The 21,075-nt window shown below is 66.7% G+C and carries 18 protein-coding genes; 6 read left to right on the forward strand and 12 right to left on the reverse strand.

Going from position 1 to position 21,075, the window contains the following annotated elements; genetic code table 11:
• Positions 1-80 precede the first annotated feature (80 nt).
• The 4 genes from QOL68_RS00160 (at position 81) to trxC (ending at position 3,466) form a co-directional block, all read left to right on the forward strand.
• The gene (locus QOL68_RS00160) at positions 81-1,664 is read left to right on the forward strand and encodes a cytochrome ubiquinol oxidase subunit I (protein ID WP_282945836.1); all 1,584 of its coding nucleotides are present in this window, start codon (positions 81-83) and stop codon (positions 1,662-1,664) included.
• Between the two features lie 12 nt (positions 1,665-1,676).
• The gene (gene cydB / locus QOL68_RS00165) at positions 1,677-2,825 is read left to right on the forward strand and encodes a cytochrome d ubiquinol oxidase subunit II (protein WP_204992324.1); all 1,149 of its coding nucleotides are present in this window, start codon (positions 1,677-1,679) and stop codon (positions 2,823-2,825) included.
• Positions 2,826-2,839: 14 nt separating this feature from the next.
• On the forward strand, positions 2,840-2,950 hold the full coding sequence (cydX, locus tag QOL68_RS00170; protein ID WP_282945839.1) for a cytochrome bd-I oxidase subunit CydX: 111 nt from the start codon (positions 2,840-2,842) through the stop codon (positions 2,948-2,950).
• A gap of 75 nt (positions 2,951-3,025) precedes the next feature.
• Positions 3,026-3,466, forward strand: a complete 441-nt coding sequence (gene trxC, locus QOL68_RS00175; RefSeq protein WP_058456222.1) for a thioredoxin TrxC — start codon at positions 3,026-3,028, stop codon at positions 3,464-3,466.
• A 213-nt stretch (positions 3,467-3,679) separates the two neighbouring features.
• Here the strand turns inward: trxC and QOL68_RS00180 are convergent, their stop codons facing one another.
• The 9 genes from QOL68_RS00180 to QOL68_RS00220 all read right to left on the reverse strand — a co-directional run bounded on the left by QOL68_RS00180 (position 3,680) and on the right by QOL68_RS00220 (position 16,205).
• The gene (locus QOL68_RS00180) at positions 3,680-3,838 is read right to left on the reverse strand and encodes a Flp family type IVb pilin (protein WP_082657512.1); all 159 of its coding nucleotides are present in this window, start codon (positions 3,836-3,838) and stop codon (positions 3,680-3,682) included.
• A 40-nt stretch (positions 3,839-3,878) separates the two neighbouring features.
• Positions 3,879-5,381 carry a putative bifunctional diguanylate cyclase/phosphodiesterase gene (locus QOL68_RS00185; protein WP_282945845.1) on the reverse strand — a complete coding sequence of 501 codons (1,503 nt, stop codon included), beginning with the start codon at positions 5,379-5,381 and terminating at the stop codon, positions 3,879-3,881.
• A gap of 127 nt (positions 5,382-5,508) precedes the next feature.
• A complete protein-coding gene (locus QOL68_RS00190; protein ID WP_282945847.1) occupies positions 5,509-6,690 on the reverse strand; it encodes a GGDEF domain-containing protein in 1,182 nt (393 codons plus the stop codon).
• A gap of 91 nt (positions 6,691-6,781) precedes the next feature.
• Positions 6,782-7,792, reverse strand: a complete 1,011-nt coding sequence (locus tag QOL68_RS00195) for a LacI family DNA-binding transcriptional regulator (protein WP_282945849.1) — start codon at positions 7,790-7,792, stop codon at positions 6,782-6,784.
• Between the two features lie 161 nt (positions 7,793-7,953).
• On the reverse strand, positions 7,954-8,943 hold the full coding sequence (locus QOL68_RS00200; RefSeq protein WP_282945851.1) for a DUF2891 domain-containing protein: 990 nt from the start codon (positions 8,941-8,943) through the stop codon (positions 7,954-7,956).
• Between the two features lie 108 nt (positions 8,944-9,051).
• The gene (locus QOL68_RS00205) at positions 9,052-9,990 is read right to left on the reverse strand and encodes a DUF979 domain-containing protein (protein ID WP_282945853.1); all 939 of its coding nucleotides are present in this window, start codon (positions 9,988-9,990) and stop codon (positions 9,052-9,054) included.
• On the reverse strand, positions 9,987-10,673 hold the full coding sequence (locus QOL68_RS00210; RefSeq protein WP_282945855.1) for a DUF969 domain-containing protein: 687 nt from the start codon (positions 10,671-10,673) through the stop codon (positions 9,987-9,989). Before QOL68_RS00210 ends, QOL68_RS00205 begins: the two co-directional genes overlap by 4 nt.
• 203 nt (positions 10,674-10,876) lie before the next feature.
• Complete coding sequence (locus tag QOL68_RS00215) at positions 10,877-14,599, reverse strand: hydantoinase B/oxoprolinase family protein (RefSeq protein WP_282945858.1); 3,723 nt, start codon at positions 14,597-14,599, stop codon at positions 10,877-10,879.
• Positions 14,583-16,205: a CHASE domain-containing protein gene (locus QOL68_RS00220; protein WP_282945860.1), complete on the reverse strand. Its 1,623-nt coding sequence runs from the start codon at positions 16,203-16,205 to the stop codon at positions 14,583-14,585. The genes QOL68_RS00215 and QOL68_RS00220 overlap by 17 nt, the downstream gene beginning before the upstream one ends.
• A gap of 171 nt (positions 16,206-16,376) precedes the next feature.
• Between QOL68_RS00220 and QOL68_RS00225 the strand changes: the two genes are divergently transcribed.
• Together QOL68_RS00225 and QOL68_RS00230 are read left to right on the forward strand one after the other, a co-directional pair.
• Complete coding sequence (locus QOL68_RS00225) at positions 16,377-17,030, forward strand: glutathione S-transferase family protein (RefSeq protein WP_282945862.1); 654 nt, start codon at positions 16,377-16,379, stop codon at positions 17,028-17,030.
• A gap of 67 nt (positions 17,031-17,097) precedes the next feature.
• A complete protein-coding gene (locus tag QOL68_RS00230) occupies positions 17,098-17,571 on the forward strand; it encodes a hypothetical protein (protein WP_282945864.1) in 474 nt (157 codons plus the stop codon).
• A 9-nt stretch (positions 17,572-17,580) separates the two neighbouring features.
• Here QOL68_RS00230 and QOL68_RS00235 read toward each other — a convergent pair whose 3' ends face one another.
• The 3 genes from QOL68_RS00235 to corA all read right to left on the reverse strand — a co-directional run bounded on the left by QOL68_RS00235 (position 17,581) and on the right by corA (position 21,049).
• A complete protein-coding gene (locus QOL68_RS00235) occupies positions 17,581-19,158 on the reverse strand; it encodes an ABC-F family ATP-binding cassette domain-containing protein (RefSeq protein WP_282945866.1) in 1,578 nt (525 codons plus the stop codon).
• A 133-nt stretch (positions 19,159-19,291) separates the two neighbouring features.
• Positions 19,292-19,957 carry a helix-turn-helix domain-containing protein gene (locus tag QOL68_RS00240; RefSeq protein ID WP_282945868.1) on the reverse strand — a complete coding sequence of 222 codons (666 nt, stop codon included), beginning with the start codon at positions 19,955-19,957 and terminating at the stop codon, positions 19,292-19,294.
• Between the two features lie 120 nt (positions 19,958-20,077).
• Positions 20,078-21,049 (reverse strand): magnesium/cobalt transporter CorA, encoded by a 972-nt coding sequence (corA, locus tag QOL68_RS00245; protein WP_058456235.1) that lies wholly within the window; start codon positions 21,047-21,049, stop codon positions 20,078-20,080.
• Between the last annotated feature and the right edge of the window lie 26 nt (positions 21,050-21,075).

The following is a 21,075-nucleotide window of genomic DNA, read 5'->3' on the forward strand; positions in this document are numbered from 1 at the left end:
ATTCACACATTCTTATATTCATTAAATGACGCGCCGGCAAGAGCGGTGCGCCGTCCGAGTCGCCGTTCAGGAGTGACGCAATGGATCTGGCCGTAGTCGAGCTTTCCCGCCTGCAATTCGCCTTGACGGCACTTTATCATTTCCTCTTCGTCCCGCTCACCCTGGGGCTCGCCTTCATGCTTGTCATCATGGAGAGCATCTATGTCATCACCGGGCGCGAAATCTGGCGCACGATCACGCGTTTCTGGGGCAAGCTGTTCGGGATCAACTTTGTCCTCGGCGTCGCGACGGGGCTGACGATGGAATTCCAGTTCGGGATGAACTGGTCCTATTATTCGCACTATGTCGGCGATATCTTCGGCGCGCCGCTTGCGATCGAGGGGCTGATGGCCTTCTTCCTCGAGGCGACTTTTGTCGGGCTGATGTTCTTCGGGTGGGAAAAATTATCGCGGCAGGTCCACCTGCTCGTCACCTTCCTCGTCGCACTGGGATCGAACCTGTCGGCGCTGTGGATTCTGATCGCGAATGGCTGGATGCAGAATCCGGTCGGCGCGCGGTTCAATCCCGAGACGATGCGCATGGAGGTGGCCGACTTCTATTCGGTGCTGTTCAATCCGGTTGCGCAGGCCAAGTTCGTCCATACGGTAAGCGCTGGCTATGTCACGGCATCGGTCTTCGTGCTCGGTATTTCGGCCTGGTACCTGCTGCGCGGCCGCTTCACGCCGCTGGCAAAAAGATCGCTGACGGTGGCAGCGGCTTTCGGCCTCGCGTCTTCGCTGTCGGTCGTCGTGCTAGGCGACGAGTCGGGCTATGCGCTGACCGACAACCAGAAGATGAAGCTCGCTGCGATCGAAGCCATGTGGCACACCGAAAAGGCGCCCGCGGGCTTGACGCTGGTCGGCTTTCCGTCAGTCAAGGATCGCACGACCTATTATGAGATCAAATTGCCTTACGTGCTCGGGCTCATCTCGACGCGCAGCCTCACCGGCGAAGTGCAGGGGATCAACGAACTGGTCCTCCATGCGCAGGAGCGTATCGAAAGCGGCAAGATCGCCTATGGTGCGCTTGAGCGGCTGAAGGCCGATCGCACCGATGCCGCGGCCCGCGCGCTGTTCGAGGAACATCGCGGCGATCTTGGCTACGGGATGCTGCTCAAGCGTTACGTCGCCGACCCGCAGACAGCGAGCCGCGACCAGGTGATGCGGGCCGCTTGGGACACTGTTCCCAATGTTCCCGTCACCTTCTGGCTGTTCCGGCTGATGGCCGGGCTCGGATTCTTCTTCATCGGCTTCTTCGCGTTAGCCTTCTATTTCGCGACCGTGCGGCGTTTCGACGTCAAATGGTTCCTGCGCCTTGCCGTTCTGATCATACCGCTTCCGTGGATCGCGATCGAAATGGGCTGGGTGCTCGCCGAATATGGCCGTCAACCTTGGGCGATCGAGGGCGTGCTGCCGACATTCCTAGGCGCATCGAGCCTGACGGTGGCGCAACTCTGGACGACGATCATCGCCTTCACCCTGCTCTACGGCGGCCTCGCCGTTATCGAAATGCGGTTGATGCTGGCGAGTATCCGCAAGGGGCCCGAGCCGAACCGCCTCGCGGGCGGCGCACCAGAAACCGCAGCCAAACCCGGCGCGGGCTATGCCCCGCTTCCCGCCGAATAAGGAGGCACGATCATGGCGATACCCATCGACTACGAAACCCTACGCCTGATTTGGTGGCTCTTGCTCGGCGTCCTGCTGATCGGCTTCGCACTCACCGACGGTTACGATCTCGGCGTCGCGGCGCTGCTGCCCTTTGTCGCGAGAACCGACGAGGAACGCCGTCTTGCGATCAACAGCATCGCGCCGACCTGGGAAGGCCATCAAGTCTGGCTGATCCTCGGCGGCGGCGCGATCTTCGCTGCGTGGCCCTTCGTCTATGCGATCAGTTTTTCGGGCTTCTATCTCGCGATATTCCTCGTGCTGGCCGCGCTTATCCTACGGCCCGTCGCTTTCAAATATCGGTCGAAGCACGACGACGCCGCGTGGCGTAGCCGCTGGGACTGGGCATTGTTCATCGGCGGCATCGTCCCGGCGCTCGTGTTCGGGGTCGCGGTGGGCAACGTCCTCATCGGCGCACCCTTTCGTCTCGACAGCGATTTACGGGCTTTCTACGAGGGATCGCTGCTCGGGCTCTTCACTCCCTTCACCTTGCTCACCGGGCTGCTCTCGGTCGCGATGATCGTATTGCACGGCGCCGGCTGGCTTGCGCTCAAGGTCGAGGACGGCGCGGTGATGGAACGCGCCCGGCGCTTGGGCAAGTTCGCTGCGCTGCTTGTACTTGTCCTCTTCGCAATCGGCGGCATGATGGTCGCGACGACCTCGATCGGATACCGGCTCGAAGGCGCCATCGACGCGGCCGGACCGTCGAACCCGCGGTGGACGACCGCGGCATCCGCGCCGGGCGCCTGGCTCGACAATTATGAACGGCAGCCCTGGATGCTGCTCGCGCCGATCTTCGGCTTCGTCGGCCCCGCGCTCGCATACCTCGCGATTGCGCGACGGCGGCAGGCGATGTTGTTTGCCGGTTCGGCGACGGCGGTTTTCGGGATCATTTCGACCGTCGGCCTGTCGATGTTCCCATTCATTCTGCCCAGCTCGATCGACCCGCACTCAAGCCTGACCGTCTGGAACGCCTCATCGAGCCACCTCACCTTGTGGATCATGCTGGTCGTGACGCTGATCTTCCTGCCGATCGTGCTCGCCTATACGGCGTGGGTGCTGAAGATCCTGTTTGGCCGCATCACCCTCGAAGAGGTGCGCACCAACCCCGACTTTTACTGACCGGAGGATAAGCGATGTGGTATTTCACCTGGGTCCTCGGTCTCGGCCTCGCGGTCGGCGTGGGTATATTGAACGGGCTATGGCATGAATTTCACTCGCCTGCCGACGAGGACGGCACCCTCTAGCGGCTCTAGTACTCGTCCGGCCAGCCCACCTTCCCGACAGGAGGCCGATGGGCAATGCTCCGGGAGGAATCTGGCATGGCTGACCCTGAAATCCTCATCTGTCCGAACTGCGATGCCGGTAACCGTGTGCCGCACGCGCGGCTGGCCGACGGGCCGCGCTGCGGTAAGTGCGGGGCGGCGCTATTCCAGGGCGAGCCGCTTGCACTCGATGCGCCGCGCTTCGACCGGTTGATCCGCATCGGCACCTTGCCCGTACTCGTCGATTTCTGGGCCGAATGGTGCGGGCCCTGCAAGGCGATGGCCCCGACCTTCGCGGCGGCGGCCCGCGATCTCGAGCCGGAAATTCGTCTCGTGAAGATCGACACCGAGGCCCAACCGTCGCTCGCCCATCGTTATGCGATACGCTCGATCCCGACGCTTGTGCTCGTCGCCGGCGGGCGCGAGGTCGCGCGGCAATCCGGCGCGATGGACCGCGCCTCGCTGATCCGCTGGGCTCGAGCGGCGGCCGGGCACTGATCTTGCTACCGGAAAGACCGGTCATCGGGCGCCGCCGACGTTGATCCCGCGCTTGAGGATATGAACGCCGGAAAATTTATATATAATAACAGGTTGTTAGAGGCGATATGACTGTCCGTGAGACTAAAGTTATAATCGTCACGGGGCATCCAGTTTTTCCCGGAAACAGTCACAACAATTTCAAGCTGGCTGGTGCAGCGATCTGCGCTTTCATCAGCGCAGCGCGTTCGCGATCGTCAGGAAGATGGTTTCGAGATTGAGACCCAGCGACTGGAAGGCGACGATGCACGCTACCGAGATCAGCGCGGCGATCAGGCCATATTCGATAGCGGTTGCGCCCTTTTCGTCACGCAGCAGGCATCGCTTCGCCATCGGGTGGGTTCTCCTGTTCTGATAGGGGCTAAGGCTGAATTCAGGGGTCCGGGCTCAGGTCACGCTGCGCGGTGCTGCCGAAGGGATTCTTGCCGGGACGACCGAAGAAATAGCCCTGGGCCTGCGGGCAACCGGCGTCAAGCAGTATCCGCCGTTGCTCGTCGGTCTCGACCCCTTCGGCGACGATCGGCACGTTGAAGCTGCGCCCGAGCCCGACGATCGCGCGGACAATCGAGGATGCGGCCGCATCATGGCGCATCGCGGCCACGAAGCTGCGGTCGATCCTGATCTTGTCGAAGGGGAAGGCTTTCAGATTGCCGAGCGAAGAAGGGCCGGTGCCGAATTCGTCCATCGCGATGCGTACACCCGACGCGCGGATTTCGTGGAGCGTCTGCAGCGCGCGTTGACGGTTGCGCAGAAGCGCGGCCTCGGGAATCTCCAGTTCGAGCCGATGGCCGTCGAGTCCCGACCGGTCGAGGGCGTCGCGGACGACCGCGACGAAATTGGGTATGCGGAGCTGCACCGCCGATATCTTGACTGCGACCGCGAGCGTGTCCGGCCAGGTCGCGGCGGTCGTGCAGGCCTGGCGCAGCATCCATTCGCCGATCGGGACGATCGCCCCGGTTTCTTCGGCAACGGAAAGGAAGGCCTCGGGCGCGATCTCGCCGAGCCCGGGATGGCGCCAGCGAAGCAGCGCTTCGTAACCGACCACCAAGCCGACGGCGGCGGCGACAAGCGGCTGGAATTCGAGGTAAAGCTCGTTGCGCGCGACCGCAAGCCGCAGGTCGTGGTCGAGCGTGCGGCGTTCGCGGGCGACCCTGTCCATCTGCCGGTCGAAAAGCGCGGCGCCGCCACGCCCGTCGGCTTTCGCGCGGTAAAGCGCGATGTCGGCGTTGCGCCGGATCGTCCCGGCATCGGCGCCGTCGCGCGGGAACAGCGCGACGCCGATGCTCACACCCACCGCCATCGGGTCGCGCGTGCGGTCCATCTCGATCGACACCGTGTCCAGAATACGGTTCGCCAGCTTGCGTGCATCATCGGGGCCGGAGATGCCGGCCTGGATGATCAGGAATTCGTCGCCGCCGACCCGCGCGACGATATCGGTGCCGCGAACCGCGGCGCGAAGCATGTCGGCGACGCGGCACAATATCGCGTCGCCCGCGCCGTGCCCGAAGATGTCGTTCACCGCCTTGAAGCGGTCGAGGTCGAGCGCGAGCAGCGCGAACGGCTCGCCCGCGTCGATCGCGTCATCGAGCGCATCGGTAAAATGCGCGCGGTTCGACAGGTCGGTGAGCGTATCGTGCGAGGCGAGATGCTCGATCCGGCGCAGGGCGCGGTCGCTGCCGGGAAGGTCGCGGACTGCGAGCCGCCGGCCGACCGCCACGCCGGCGAGCGCGATATTGGCGGCGGCGATCGCGACGATCAGCCAGCCGGCCCCGCCCGACGCGGCGAGGCCGGCATTGCCGAGCAGGAAAATCGCCATCGTGACCGGGAACGGCCTCAGGCCGCGCCGGACGCGCCCGTGGCCGAGGGCATCGAACATCGTATTGCTCCCCTAGTCCCCGAAACCGTTGTGGAGGGGAGCGACGAAAATTGCCTCGGCTATTCGGTATTACCCCATGAAGCAGGAACCGCTTGCGGACGCGGTGACGCCCGGGGGCTGCCGCTGGTCAGCCGCCGCCCGCGGCGAGCCGGACCGGCACCGGACTGAACGCCCGCACGCGGTTGCGGCCCGCGCGTTTCGCTTCGTAAAGCGCCTGATCGGCCTGGCGCAGCAGCTCGGAAAGCCCTTCGTCGGCGCGGCCCGCGGTGATGCCGACGCTCGTCGACGGGACGAGGCTGGGCGGGATATGTTCGGCGCAGGAGGTCGGGAAGCCGATGCGGATGATCTCGGCGAGCCGACGCGCGCCCTCGATGCTCGCGACGGGAAGCAGGATCGCGAATTCCTCGCCGCCGATGCGCCCCGCGACCATGTCCGCCGGACCGAGCTGTCGCACATGCGCGCCGAACGCAGCGATGATCGTATCGCCCACCGCATGACCGTGGCGATCGTTGACCTCCTTGAAATGGTCGAGGTCGGCGATCAGCAGCGCGACGCCATGGCCCTCGTCGGCGGAACGGCGGAGCGCGGTGGTGGCATTGGCCTCGAACCCGCGGCGGTTGAGCAGGCCTGAAAGGTCGTCGGCATTCGCCTCGACCTTGAGCTCGCGCACCATGTCGATCGCGACCGCGACGGTCAGGCAGATCGCGGCGACGATCGATACCATCGCCTGGCTGAACTGCACCGTGGTCCAGTAGAGCGACTGCTGGAAACCGACATAGCTGTCAAAGCCGCCGCGCAGCGACAGAAGCACGACCGGACGGACGATCAGGTTGACCGCCGACAGCCCCGCGACCAAGAAGAGCAGCTTGTCGATGAGAAAGGGCTTCGCGACCGGCCACAGCGCCCGCACGACCATCGACGCGATCAGCCCGGCGCCGATGCTGATCGCATAGATGCGCGCGCTGATGCTGGGATGACCGAGCAGGAACCACAGGAAGGCACCCATCGAAATCGCGCCGGTGATGGCCATCGCGCGCCAGGGTACGGGCAGCGCATAGCGTTTGATGATCGCAGCAGCGAAAAAGACGCCGGTCAGAAGGAAGCCGAGATTGGCGGGAATCCGCTGTATCTCCATCGGCAGCGCGGGCGCTACATCCTGGATCAGGAAAGCGACCGCCGAACAGAAATAGGCGGCGGCGGCATAAGCGATATAATGTTCGTGCCGCTGACGCCACATCCAGAAAAAGGCAGCGGCGAACAGCAGGTCGATGCCCGGATTGAGCAGTGAAATGAAAAGCTGTCCCGTCAATGCGGCTTCCTGCGACCCCCGTCAGGCATCGTGCCCGCGCATGGATAACAAGTCGTTACAAGGACATGGGAAAATCGGAAGTGTGTAACGGTTAGGCGGTACCGCGGAGCGCAAGTTGGACGGGAATCCGCGTGCCGCTGCGCGTGAAATCATCGTCCTCCAGCGCCATCGCGACCATCGCCTCGCCGGCAGCGTCGAGATCGGGCTCGATCGTGGTCAGCGCGGGGTCGGCAAGGGTGCCCGCGCGGATGCCGTCGAAGCCGATCAGCGCGACATCGTCGGGTATGCGGCGACCGGCGTCCTTCAGGCCCTGCAGGACGCCGAGCGCGAGCATATCCGACGCGGCGAAGATCGCATCGACGTCGGGATGCGCGGCGAGCAGCTCTGCAGCGGCGGCCACGCCCTGCGCGTGGCGGTCGACCGCGGCGGGGGGCTCGACAATGACGGGGGCGATGCCGTGCGCCGCGAGCGTGGCGGCGAACCCGTCGCGGCGCTCGTCGAACTGGCGCTGCGGCGAACGCTGCGGTCCGACGAAGGCGATGCGCCTGCGACCGCTCGCGACCAGATGCTCGGCGGCGAGGCGGCCGCCGGTGTCGTTGTCGCTGCGCATCCAGTGGAAGGGGTCGCCGGGGCTGCCCCAGCAGACGAAGTCGAGCCCGGAGCGCTGCGCCTCGGCGAAATAGTCCCATGCTGCGCGATTGCTGGTCGTGCCGATGACGATCATCGCGTCGGCGAGGCCGCTGGCGACGAAATCGGCGCGGAAATTGTCGGAGCTTTCCTGGAAGGAGACGAGCAGGTTGAAGCCGCGCGCCGAGGTGGCGGCGGCGATGCTGCCGAGCAACGCGAAATAGAAGGGGTTGATCGCGCTGCGATCCTCGCCGGGGCGGCAGATGGTAACGAGCGCGAGCGTCTCGCTGCTTTTGAGGCGCAGCGACGAGGCGTGGCGGTCGACGACATAGCCGAGTTCGCGCGCGGCCGCCGAGACGCGGGCGCGGGTTTCGGCGTTGACGCCGGGCGAGTTGCGGAGCGCGCGCGAGACGGTCGATTGCGACACGCCGGCGCGCTCGGCGACGTCGAACGATGTCGGGCGCAGCGTTTTCATCGGCAGTCGGTCTCCCCTGTTGCGTCGTCTCTCGCCGTGTGGGGAAGGCTTGTCAATCGCACCCTCTTCCTTCGTCATGCCGGAATTGCTCCGGCATCCGTTGCCGCATCGTTGCCACGGACCCCGGATCAAGTCCGGGGTTACGAAAAAGGGGTATGTCGTCAGAGACCATCCAGCGCGAGCAGTGCGAAGCTCGCGAGCCAATGCTCGCCCATATAATCGCCGGTGACGTGCGGGAGCGCGGCGGCGAGGTGGCGCGCAGCGGCGGCTTCGGCGGCGGCGGCGACCGGATGCGCCGGGCCCAGTGCCGCCGCGATCCTGCGCCAGCACCACGCGCGACTGAGATTGAGGCCGTCGAGATGCGCGATCTTGCCGTCGCTGCGGTCGGAGACGGTGGCGGGGGTGAAGAGGGTGGCGGGCTGTTCCTGTGCTGCGCGGGGCAGGAAGGAGTCGAACCAGCCGGTGAAATCCTCGCCGAGGACGACCGCCATCAGATGCGCTTCGGTGAGCGCCGACGAGAGGAATTCGTCGCCGCCAGGCTCCCACGCCTGACAGTCGCGGTCGTCGGCGAACCACGCCTTTGCTGCCGCGTCGATCAGCGTCGCGAGCGCAGGGTCGCGCATCCTTGCCCAGTCGCGTGCAAGGAGGAGCGCGAAGGCGATGTTGAAATGGGTGCCGACGCGCAGCGGGTAGGTCATCTTCGGCAGGAAAGCGTGAAAGCGCTGCGCGAAGGCGAGCGCAAGCGGTTCGAGCGCGGCAGCCCAAGGGGCATCGTGAAGCTCGGCTTCCTTATGGAGCGCGAGGAGCCAGGCCCAGCCATAGGGGCGTTCGAACGTGGCCGAATAGGGGCGATCGAGGAAGGCCAGCTCGCCCGCGACCTTTTCCGGCACGAGCATCGCGTCGGCGCGGGCGCGAGTGTCGGCACTGACGGCAAGGTCGGGGAAGCGGCGCGCAAGGCGGAGGATCTGCCACCAGCCGTGGACGCAGCTGTGCCAGTCGAAGCTGCCGTGGAAAATCGGGTGATGGTCGCGCGGCGGCTTCGCATCCTCGGGTCCGTTGAGGACGAGGTCCATCTTGTACGGATATTCGCGGCCGAGGTGCGACAGGGTGGCGGTCGCGAAGCGGGTGGCGTGGTCGGGGTTCAATTCCATGCGGCCTCCATATCCGTTCGTGTCGAGCGAAGTCGAGACACCCAGACGGCATGGACGACCGACGGGCATCTCGACTTCGCTCGATGCGAACGGAAAAAGCGATCGGCGCTAGAAGGCGAAGATATAAATGAAGAGGATGTTCACTGCGAGCAAAGGCAGCGCGGTGCCAACCTGTGCCTTGATCACGCCATAGGGGTTCTTGAGTTCGAGCAGCGCGGCGGGGACGAGGTTGAAGTTCGCCGCCATTGGCGTCATCAGCGTGCCGCAGAAGCCCGCGAGCATGCCGATCGCCGCGACGACCGCGGGGTCGCCGTCATAATGTTTGATGAGCAAGGGCAGGCCGACCGCGGCCATCATCACCGGAAAGGCCGCGAAGGCGTTGCCCATCACCATCGTGAAGAGCGCCATGCCGAGCCCGAAGGCGAGGGCGGCGCCGAACAGGCTGCCGTCGGGGATCGCGGTGCCGATGAGGGTGCCGACGACTTCGCCGACGCCGGCGAGCGCGAAGACTGCGCCGAGGCTCGCGAGCATCTGCGGCAGGATCGCTGCCCAGCCGACGGCGTCGAGCAGGCGGCGGCCCTGCTGGAGCGGGAGGAGCGCGGGAGGTTTGAGGCGCGCCATGCCGACCGCCAGCGCAATCAGCACGCCGATCGCGAGCGAAATGAGCGTCGCCTGCTTGGGGTCGGCGAGGCCGGGAACCCATTTGAAGAGAAAGGTCCCCGCGAGCGCGACGACGGGGATGATCAGCGCGACGAGGAGGAGGAAATTGCCATGCCGCGCGGCGCGTTCCGCCTGCAGCTCGGCGGGAACCTCTCCGCCGGGCCCGCGGCCGATCTGGCCGGTGCCGGCGATCGCGACGAGCCCGAGGACGAGCAGGCCGTTGCCGAAGTCGCCGAGATAGTCGCCCAGGATCATCGAGGTCGCGAGCAGGCCCCAGAAGGTGGCGTTGCCGAAGCGTTTGCGATTGCTGCGGTCATAGAGCCCGAGCAGCGCAAAGAGCGCGAAGGTGATCCCGGCGAGGAGATAGACATGATCGAGCGTGATCATGCGCCTGCCCCCGTCTTCTCCATCGGCTTTTGGGCCATCCGCTTTTCGAGGCGGCGGAGGCGGAAGCCGTGGATCAGGAAGGCCGCGATCGCGGTCGGGATCGCCCAGAGCGAGAAGTGCAGCGGCTCGATCTCGTAGCCATAGCCGTCGAGGAGACCCTTCATCAGCAGGATCGAACCGATCGCGAGGAAGATGTCCTCGCCGAAAAAGAGGCCGACGTTATCGGTCGCGGCGGCGAAGGCCTTGACTTCCTCGCGCTGGTCGTCGGTCAGCGCGTCGTTCCTAGCCTCGGCGGCGGCTTCGGCCATCGGCGCGACGAGCGGGCGGACGGTCTGCGCATGGCCCGCGACCGAGGTCAGGCCGACCGCGGCCATTGCTTGGCGGAGTAACAGGTAGCCGGTGAGCAGGCGGCCGAGCGTCGCGCCCTTCATGCGGTCGATCAGGCTGCGCGCATGCTGCTGAAGGCCGAAAGCCTCGAGCAGGCCGATGACGGGGAGGACGATCCAGATGATCGAGACGTAACGCGTGTCGTTGAACGCCTTTCCGAAGGCCGCGACGATCGCGGCGATATCGAGCCCCGCCGCGAGCCCGGTCGCGAGCGCCGAGGCCATGATCACGAGCAGCGGATTGAAGCGGAGCAGGAAGCCCGCGATGATGATGAGGATGCCGATCAGGACGAGCATGGCTTAATTCCCTCCCCCTTGACGGGGGAGGCAGCGAGACTTGCCAGCTTGCTGGCTAGTCGCAGCGGTGGGGGTGAGCACTTGGCCTGAAGCGACGGTGCAAGGACGCGCCCTCACCCTCATCCAACTTCGCCTAATCGCTTCGCGATAAGGCTGCATATCCTTCTCCCATCGAGGGAGAAGGAGGATTTGCGCCGCTGCCGTCAATTGTCGTCCCCCGCTTTCCCGTAGCCGCCGCCGCCCGGCGTTTCGATCACGAAAGCATCCCCTGCAGCCAGATCCGCGCTGCCCGTGGCCACCAGCACTTCGACCGAACCATCGGCGCGCTCGACCCAGTTGCGGCCGGGCGCGGCGTCGCCGCCGCCCGCCAGGCCGGCCGGGGCGATGCGGCGGCGGTTGGCGAGGATGTTCGCCGCCATCGGTTCGCGGAAGCGGATGCGGCGAGTGGCGCCGTCACCGCCGTGCCAGCGGCCCACGCCGCCCGAGCCCTTGCGGATCGAGAATTCCTCGACGATGACGGGGAAGCGGGTTTCCATCACCTCGGGATCGGTCATGCGGCTGTTGGTCATATGCGTCTGGATGACGCTGGTGCCGTCGAAGCCCGGCCCGGCGCCCGAGCCGCCGGCGATCGTTTCATAATATTGGTGCGCTTCGTTGCCGAAGGTGAAATTGTTCATCGTGCCCTGCGCACCCGCCATCGCGCCAAAGGCGATGAACAGCGCGTCGGTGATGACCTGGCTCGTCTCGACATTGCCCGCAACGACCGCGGCGGGCCAGTGCGGGCTGAGCATCGAATCGTCTGGCACGATCAGCGTGACGGGGGCGAGGCAGCCCTCGTTCATCGGGATCGGGTCGTCGAGCATGGTGCGCAGGACGTAGAGGACGGCGGCGCGGACGACGGGCATCGGTGCGTTGAAATTGTCGGGGAGCGTCGGCGACGACCCGGTGAAGTCGATCGTGACGTGGCGGGCGGCGCGGTCGACCTTCACCGCGACCGCAACCTCGGCGCCATTGTCCATCGCGTAGGTGAAGGCGCCGTCTTCGAGGCGCGCGAGGAGCTGGCGCACCGCGGCTTCGGCCTGACGCTGGCCGTGCGCCATATAGGCGGCGACGGTGGCGGCGCCGTGCGCGGCGCTGAGGTCGACGAGCGCACTCGCGCCGCGCTGGCAGGCGGCGACCTGGGCCTTCAGGTCGGCGATGTTGAGCGCGGGGTTGCGCGCGGGCCAGTCGCCGGCAGTCAGGTGGGCGTGGACCTCGGCGTCGAGGAAGTTGCCGTCATCGACGATCAGGACATTGTCGAAGAGGATGCCTTCGTCGGCAATGCTCTTGCTGTCGGGAGGCATCGAGCCGGGGGCGATGCCGCCGAGGTCGGCGTGGTGGCCGCGCGCGGCAACGAAGAAGCTTGGCGTGCTGCTCTCCACAAACACCGGCATGATGACGGTGATATCGGGGAGGTGGGTGCCGCCGTCATAGGGGGCGTTGAGCGCATAGGCGTCGCCGCGGCGGATGCCGCGGCCGTCGCCGGGCTGGCCGTCCGCCCCGGACCGCTGGCGGAGGATCGTGCGGACGCTTTCGCCCATCGATCCGAGGTGGACCGGCATATGCGGGGCGTTGGCGACGAGGCGGCCTTCGCCGTCGAAGATCGCGCAGGAGAAGTCGAGCCGCTCGCGGATGTTGATCGACGAGGCGCTATGCTGGAGCGCGCCGCCCATTTCCTCGGCGATCGCCATGAACAGGCTGTTGAAGATTTCGAGGCGGATCGGGTCAGGGGATGCCTCTTGATCCTCCCCGTCGCGTAGCGATGGGGAGGGGGACCGTCCGAAGGACGGTGGAGGGGCTGCGGGCGAAGCGAGCGCTGCGCGCCCGGCCCCTCCGTCAGCCCCCTCGGGGCTGCCACCTCCCCATCGCTGCGCGACGGGGAGGATTGTCCTGGCGAGCCGCAGCGTCCCCTCCTGCTCGACCGTTGCGTTCCACCCCGGCTCAACCACCGTCGTCGAAAGTGCGTCGATGATGATCGCGGGGCCGGCGATGCTGCGCCCGGCGGGGAGCATGCTGCGCTGATGGAGCGGAACTTCGTGCGCCGCACCGGCGAGCCAGGCGCTGACGGTTTCGGGGGGCGTTTCAGGGCCGGGTGCGGGGGGCGGCAGCGCCGCCTGCGTGTCGCCCGCCTCGGTCAGTTCGACGCGGATGCGGTCGACCACCAGATTGTCGTGGGGGGCGTAGCCGAAGCGCTGGCGGAAAGCGGCGGCGAAGGCCTCAGCGACCTCGGCGGGCGGCGCGAGCGGGAGTTCGATCGCATTGTCGCTGTCGGCGAGGCGGACAAAGAGCAGCGTTTCGCGGGTGGTCGTGGCATCGGGGGCAAGATCTGCGCGGGCTTGATCCGACAGCTCGGTTTCGGTGGCGGCGAGAGCGGTGGCGCAATCGGCGTCGAGCTTCAGGCCCAGCGTCCGCTCGCGGATCGCCGACGGGCGCGCGAGGCCCATGCCATAGGCAGAGAGCACGCCGGCGAGCGGGTGGAGCAGGATTTCGTCGATGCCGAGCGCATCGGCGACGAGGCAGACATGCTGCCCCGCGGCGCCGCCGAAGCCGACGAGGCTGTAGCCTTGGGTGACGTCGTGGCCGCGCGCGATGGTGATGCGCTTGATCGCATTCGCCATTTGCTGGACCGCGATGGCGAGCAGGCCTTCGGCAAGCGCTTCGGGGGTGATGCCTCCGACCTCGGCGGCCATGGCGGCGAATTTTTCGGCCACGACCGTGCGGTCGAGCGGCTGGTCGCCTGCGGGTCCGAAGAGTTTGGGGAAATGGTCGGGCTGGATCTTGCCGAGCAGGACGTTGCAGTCAGTGACGGTCAGCGGCCCGCCGCGGCCATAGGCGGCGGGGCCGGGGTTGGCGCCGGCGCTTTCGGGACCGACGAGCAGGCGCGCACCGGCCCAGCGGCAGATCGAACCTCCGCCCGCCGCGACGGTATGGATGCGGAGCATCGGGGCGCGGATGCGCGTGCCCGCGACGATGGTTTCGTTGTCGCGCTCGAGGCGGCCGGCATAATGGCTGACGTCGGTCGAGGTGCCGCCCATGTCGAAGCCGATGAGGCGCGTCTTGCCGAGCGGCGCGGCGCTGCCGACCATCCCGACGATGCCGCCCGCGGGGCCGGAGAGGATCGCGTCGCGGCCATGGAAGGCGGCGGCAGAGGCGAGGCCGCCCGAGCTTTTCATGAATTGCGGGTCGATGCCCTCTCCGAGTTGGCCGACGAACTGGTCGACATAGTGGCGCAGCACAGGCGAGAGATAGGCGTCGGCGAGCGTCGTATCGCCGCGGCCGATCAGCTTGATGAGGGCGCTGACCTCGTGGCTGGTCGAGATTTGGGTGAAGCCGAGGTCGCGGGCGATGGCGGCGAGGCGCTGTTCGTGCGCGGGGTAGCGGTAGCCGTGCATGAGGACGATGGCGATGCTGGCGAGCCCGCGGTCGCGGGCGGCTTGCAATGCGGTGCGGGCCTGTTCTTCGTCGAGCGGGGTCAGGACAGCACCGTCGGGACCGACGCGTTCGGCGATTTCGGCAACCTCGGCGTGCGGCGGCGGGGTGCGTTGGAGTTTGCGCGCGAAGAGGTCGGGCCGGTCCTGATAGCCGATGGTCAGCGCGTCGCCGAAGCCGCGCGTGATCGCGAGCAGCGTCGGCTCGCCCTTGCGTTCGAGGAGGGCATTGGTCGCGACGGTCGAGCCCATGCGGATCGCGAGGCGCGGAAGCGGGCCGCTGCCCGCGCCAGTGAGGTCGCGGATCGCATTGACCGCGGCGTCGCCGGGTCGCGCGGGATCTTCGCTCAGATATTTGGTGGTGACGACGGTGCCGTCGGGGCTGCGCGCCACGACATCGGTGAAGGTGCCGCCGCGGTCGATCCAGATATGCCAGCGATCGTCAGGGTGCAGAGCCATCGTACGGCCAGCGGATGAGGATCGTCAGGCTGTTGTCAACGGCGGTGCGATCCCAGCTGCCCTTCAATTGCCGTTCGATCAGCGATCGGATGAACTGGGTGCCGAAGCTTTCGGTGTCGATCTGCGGCGGCGCGGCCAGGCCGGTTTCGGTCCAGCGAAATTCGACCTGGCCGGCCTCGATGCGCCAGCCGACGGCCAGATTGCCGCCGCGTCCGGACAGCGCGCCATATTTGATGCTGTTGGTGACGAGTTCGTGGACCGCAAGCGTAATCGCCTGCGCTCTTTCGTCATCGAGGCAAACGACGGGGCCGTCGAGCGCCGCCAGACGCTCGCCCGACCAGCCGGCGATTTCCAGCTCGCGGTGGACGATGCGGCCGAGTTCGACCGTATCGACCGCGCCAGTGACGAGCATCTGTTTGGCGTCGGAGAGCGCGCGCATGCGGCCGTCGAATTTCGTTTCGAAATCCTCCAGGCTGGCGGATTCGCGGAGGGTGATGCGCGCGAGCGCACCGATGCGGGCGAAGGCGTTCTTCATGCGGTGCGCCATCTCGCCGATCATCAACTCGCGGTCCTCGGCATGACGCGCCTGCTCGGCGGCGAGCGCCTGTGCCACCCCGACGCGGCGTTGCTGGACACGGTGGAGCAGGGTCGCGAGGATGGCGAGCAGGACGCCGAAGACGAAGATGGCGAAAGGGCGGCCGAGCCGTTCGAGAAAGCGGCCATAGGAAATGCGCATCGTCCATTCGCGATCGGCAACGCGCAGCTTTTGCTCGTGCGCGTCCCAGCCGACCTTGCCTTGGCTGTAGAGAAGCTGCGCCTTAGGCCCGTCGCCGGCATAGACCTCGATCCCGTCGATGCCGCGGATCTGGTCGCCAAGAACCGCCGTCATCATGTCTTTGCCGCGGAACGGCGCATAGATGAAGGCCTCGATCGGACGCGCGCCGGGGCGTGTCGCGATGTTGGTCAGCGGCGAGGCGGGCAGGCGCGCATAGACCGGGATATAGATCAGAAAGCCCTTCTCCTTCTTCCTGGCCAGGCGTTCCTGCGCGAGTACGACGACGCCGCTCGCGGCCGGCTGGCCGGTCTGCCAGGCGCGGCGCATCGCGGCGCGGCGGGTCGGATCGCTGTACATGTCGAAACCGAGCGCGACGTGGCGGCGCGGCGTATAGGGCTCGACCAGCGTCACGGCGAAGCCGATCTTCTGGTCGGTGGCGGCGGGCCAGACCCGAATCGCCTGGCCGTAATTCTGCGCCAGCTGCGCTTGGGGAAGCCGGGGGTCGTCGGCGGGGAAGGCGGCGGCGATGCCGATCCCCTCCATGCCCGGCGTGCGGATCTGCGGCTGGAGCGACGAGAGATAGGCGCGGATGCCGGGACCGCTGGAGCTGGGGTCCGACTGGTAAAGCGCGCGGACGCCTTCGAGCACCGAGACATGGTCGCGCAGCCGCATATTGACCTGCATCGCGACGCGCGCCGCCTGGTCGGCCTCTTCGGACTGGTTGTAGAAAAAGCTGGCGGCGGCGGCGACGAGCGTTGCGAGCAGGATGACCAGGCCAATAAAGCGGGCGAGCAGGCCCATCAGCCGATCTGCCCAGGTTGAGGGGCGCATTGCGAACATCCTGCTGATGGCTGCCGCGGCAGCGCCCCCCTCCAAACGCCGATGTTTCACGCCGGCGCGTCGATGGCAAGTTTATTTCTTTGCCGCCCGGATCCGTCGCACGGGTTGCGTCGCCCCGCCCTTAACCTATGCTATGACAGCAGAATAAAGGGAGATTGCAGGATGATCATCTATGGCTCGGTGGTGTCGCCGTTCGTGCGCAAATTGCTTGGTTATCTGGGCGAAAAGGGCATCGCTTTCGAGCTGAAGGGCGTCGGGATCGGCGACCCCGATCCGGGGTTTCGCGCCGCCTCGCCGCTCGGAAAAATGCCGGCGATGGACGATGACGGTTTCCTGCTCGCCGATTCGAGCGCAATCATCCATTATCTCGAGGCCAAGCACCCCGAACCCGTGCTGATCCCGGCCGACCCGCAGCAGCGCGGGCGCGTGATCTGGTGGGATGAATTCGGCGACACGGTGTTTGCGGCGTGCAGCGGCAAAATGTTCTTCAACCGCATCGTCTCGCCCAAATTTCTCGGTCGCGAGGGCGACCTCGCGGCGGCCGCGCAGGCCGAGGCCGAAGAATTGCCGAAGCTGCTCGATTATCTGGAGAGCGCGATCCCCGCGTCGGGCTATCTGGTCGGCGACCGCTTCACGCTCGCCGATCTTGCGGCCGCGTCCCCGCTGATGAATTTGCGCCATTGCGGTGCGTGCATCGACGCGGCGAAACACCCGAAGACCGCAGCATGGAGCGAAGCGATCCTGTCGCGCCCCAGCCTAGCGCCGTGGGTCGAGAAGGAGGAGCGGATGATGGCGAAAGTGCTGGCGGCCGCCTGATCTTTCTCCCGGCACCGTCAGATAATCTTAAGCAGCGCCGCCTAGCCAGGTGGCGAGGAACAGAACCGTGCAAGCCCGATACCCTTTGCCGCTCCACCATAGCTGGCCGCTCTATGAGCGCGCGCGCCACTTCGACCTCGGTTGGGCCCAGCGGACGAGCGTGCGGGTGCCCGGCAAGGCCGGCGCCGAAACGCCCGAGGATGGCGAGGCGATCGCGCGGCTGGGCGTGGGCGTGTGGCATTGCGACCTTGCGACCAACCGGCTGAGCTGGACCGATACGGTGTACGATCTTTTCGGCCTGCCGCGTGGCTCGGACGTCGCACGGGCGGCGGCGGTGGCGCAATATTGCGAGGGATCGCGCGCCGCGATGGAACGGCTGCGCGCGCACGCCATCGCGCATCGTCGCGGCTTCACGCTCGACGTCGAGATCGGCCCGGCGCGCGCGCAGACGCGCTGGATCCGGCTGATCGCAGCGCCGGTCTGCGAGGGCGACCATGTCGTCGCGCTCCACGGCCTCAAATTTCCGGTCCCCGAAGGCTGACCAAAGCGATCAGCACAGCGCAATTTCGCGGGTGATCCCGATCGCGTCCAGAAAGGCCGGATCGTGACTGACCACGAGCAGCGCCCCGTCATAGGCGGCAAGTCCCGTTTCGATCGCGGTCAGCGATTCGATGTCGAGGTGGTTGCCTGGCTCGTCAAGGATCAGCAGTTGCGGCAGCTGCGGAGCGCCGAGGACGCAGGCGAGGCCGGCGCGCAACATCTGTCCGCCGCTGAGCGTGCCGACGATCCGGTCCGCGGCGTCGGCGCGGAAGCGGAAGCGGGCGAGCGCGGCGCGGCACTGGTTGTTCGTCGCCCCTGGACTGCGCACAAGGAAATTGTCGGCGATCGAAAGCGACGGGTCGAGCAGCGATACACGCTGGTCGAACATCGCCAACGGCACCTGCGTGCGTACCGCGCCCGACCATGGGCCGATCGTCCCTGCCACTAGGGCGAGCAAAGTCGATTTCCCCGAACCATTGGGCCCGGTGACCGCGACGCGCTCGGGGCCGGTGATCGTCAGCGACAGGTCGCGGATGACGGGCTGCCCCGGGGCATAGCCGGCCGTCACAGCGTCGAGCGCGAGGACGGTTCGCGAGGCGGCCAGTCCGGTCGGCGGAAGCCCCGCCGACAGCGGATCGACGACTTCGACCCTCGAGCGCGCCGCCGATAGCTGGGCCTGTGCGGCGTCGCGCTGGCGCCCGGCAAGGCGGCTTGCCGCAGCGCGTGTCTCTTCGGCGCGGCGCTTCTGTCCGCCGATGATGATCCTGGGCATGTCGCCGCGCGCCGCCTTGCGCCGGCCGCCGGCGTCGCGCCGGTCCTGTCTTTCGCTCGCGGCCTGCGCCTCGCGCCGGGCGGTATCCAGTCGCTTTTCGGCGTCGGCGAGTTCGGCCTCGACCGCCGCGCGTTCAATCTCCTTGCGCGCGAGATAGGCGCTCCAGCCGCCGCCGTAGCGCGCGGCGCCGAGGCTGGTGATTTCGACGATCGCGTCCATCTCCTCGAGCAATTCGCGATCGTGGCTGACGACGATAGCGCCGTTGCGCCAGCCACGCAGCAAATCGCGCACCGCAGCGCGCCCGTCCCGGTCGAGATTGTTGGTCGGTTCGTCGAGGAGCAGGAAGTCGGGCGCGGCGAATATCGCAGCGGCGAGCGCGGCGCGCGTGCGCTGGCCGCCCGACAGGTGCGCCAGCGGGGTATCCGCCGGAAGCGCGAGGCCGACCTTCGCGAGCGCTTCGTCGATCCGCGCCTCGAGCGTCCAATCGGCGTCGCCGATGTCTTCGGCACTCGCATCGCCCGCTTCGGCCTTGCGGAGCAGCGCGAGCGAGGCGCGGGCGTCGAACAGGTCGGCGATCGTCTCGTCCGGGTCGACCTGCACCGTCTGGCGCAGCATTGCGACGCTGCCGTCGATCGCGATCGAGCCGGAGGCGGGCTGGCGCTCGCCGGTCAGCAGGTACAGCAGCGTCGATTTGCCGACGCCGTTGCGGCCGACGACTCCGACGCGCTCGCGCTGGAAACGAAGGTCGATGTCGGAGAGGACGGGGCGGCCGTCGGGCGCGGACCAACCGAGGTTGGCGAGGGTGATGGAGGGCATGGACAAGGCTTTCCTGAAGGCACGGCGTGGCGGCGATGCGTTCAGTTGCGATCCATGATCCTGCGGACTCCCTGTTGGTTGCTGTGAACCCTATACCGGAAGCGGGGCGGTTTCGGCAAGACCGGGCCGCCGTTTACAGCTCGACGATGATCCGGACCTTGTCGGGTGCGACGCCGACCGTGCGCGCGATCTGCTCGCGGCTGCGCGCGATCAGGTCGTGCAGTCCTTCGGGCGCGAAGCCGCCGAGCAGGTCGGAAACCTGCACGCCCAGGATCGCGGCCAGTGCGTCCATGCGGTCGTGCTTGGGGCGGGCGCGGCCCTTTTCCCAGCCCGAAACCGACGGCGCGCTGACGCCGATGCGTTCGGCGACGTCGGCCTGGTTGAGGCCGGCCATGATCCTGAAACGCTGCAGGCGTGCGCCGAAGGCTTCGTCGGCGGGGCTCGGCTGGCTTTCCTCGACCTCGGGTTCGGGGGGCACGACGCTCTTGAGTTCGACCGCGCTCAGTGTCGCGGGCGATACGGGCCCCTCGAACTGGCATCCGAAGAGCCGGCCGCTGGCCCAGATTACAACCGCCGAGATGTCGCCGGCATGCGGCAGTTCGATTTCGATCCGGTCGCCCGCCTCAAGCTCGATATCGCTTTCGAATAGCAGCCCGGTTCCCGAGATATTGTGGATCAGCACCTCGATCTCGGTGCCGTCATGATGGGCGCCGCGCGCGAGCAGGCTGAGTTTGCGGCGTGCAGCCGACCGACTGTCGGCGTCGGCGGCCGGGGGCAGGAAATATCCGGAAATGACCATATCCTAATTTTGGGGTGAGACGGTTAAAAGAGGGTTATCAAAGGCCGCAAAGATGGTGCGGCGAAACCCCCGTGCAACGCGGTGACGGGTTGCATCCGCCGCGGCGGCGCGGGTGCGGCGCTAGAGCCAGCCGATCCGCCTGAAGCGGCGGTACAGAAGGCCGCAGATTCCGCCCATGAGCGACAGCGCGAAGGGATAGCCGAAGGTCCAGCCGAGTTCGGGCATATGCTCGAAATTCATGCCATAGACTCCGGCGATCGCGGTCGGCACGGCCAGGATCGCGGCCCAGGCGGCGAGCTGGCGCGTGATCATGCCCTGGCGCTGCTGTTCGAGAAGCGAATTGGTGTCGACGACCGATGCGGCGACTTCACGCAGGCCCTGGAGCCGGAATTCGGCGCGCTGGACGTGGTCCCATATATCGCGAAAATAGGGGCGTACCGCGTCGTCGATCCACGGCAGGTCGTCGGCGCCGATCAGCCGGTTCGCGACGTCCTTCATCAGCCCGACGATGCGCTGGAAGCGGATGATTTCGTGCCGCTGGCCATAGAGATGGCGGATCTGTTCGGCATCGAGCGGCGTGTCCATCACGCTTTCCTCGACCAACAGCAGCCGGTCCTCGATTGCGTCGATGACCGGGAAATAGCCGTCGACGATGAAATCGAGAATCGCGTAGAGGACATAGTCGGGCCCGTGCATAAGCTTGTGCGGCAGGCTTTCGAGCTTCGCGCGCACCTCGGTATGCGCGCGCGCCGAGCCGTGGCGGACGGTCACCGCGAAATGGCGGCCGAGGAAGATCGCGGTCTCGCCCGACTGGATCGTATCGCCCTCCTGCCGCGCGGTCGCGGCGATGACGAACAGCTGGTCACCATAGATCTCGACCTTCGGAAGCTGTTTCGATTTCAGCGCGTCCTCGACCGCGAGCGGGTGGAGGCCGAACCTTTTGGCGATCCCTGCAAGTTCGTCGGGGGTGGGCTCGTAAAGGCCGAGCCAGAAGAAATCGCTGTCGTCGCAATCCTCGGGGATGATGTCGTCGGGGCCGAGCTCGCGAACGAGCTTTCCTTCATTATAGTGGCGGGCGGCCATGATCGGCATCGGGGACTCCTTGAGCGATGCGCCTA

This window comes from Sphingopyxis sp. Geo25 (assembly GCF_949769135.1).
Classification (GTDB): domain Bacteria; phylum Pseudomonadota; class Alphaproteobacteria; order Sphingomonadales; family Sphingomonadaceae; genus Sphingopyxis.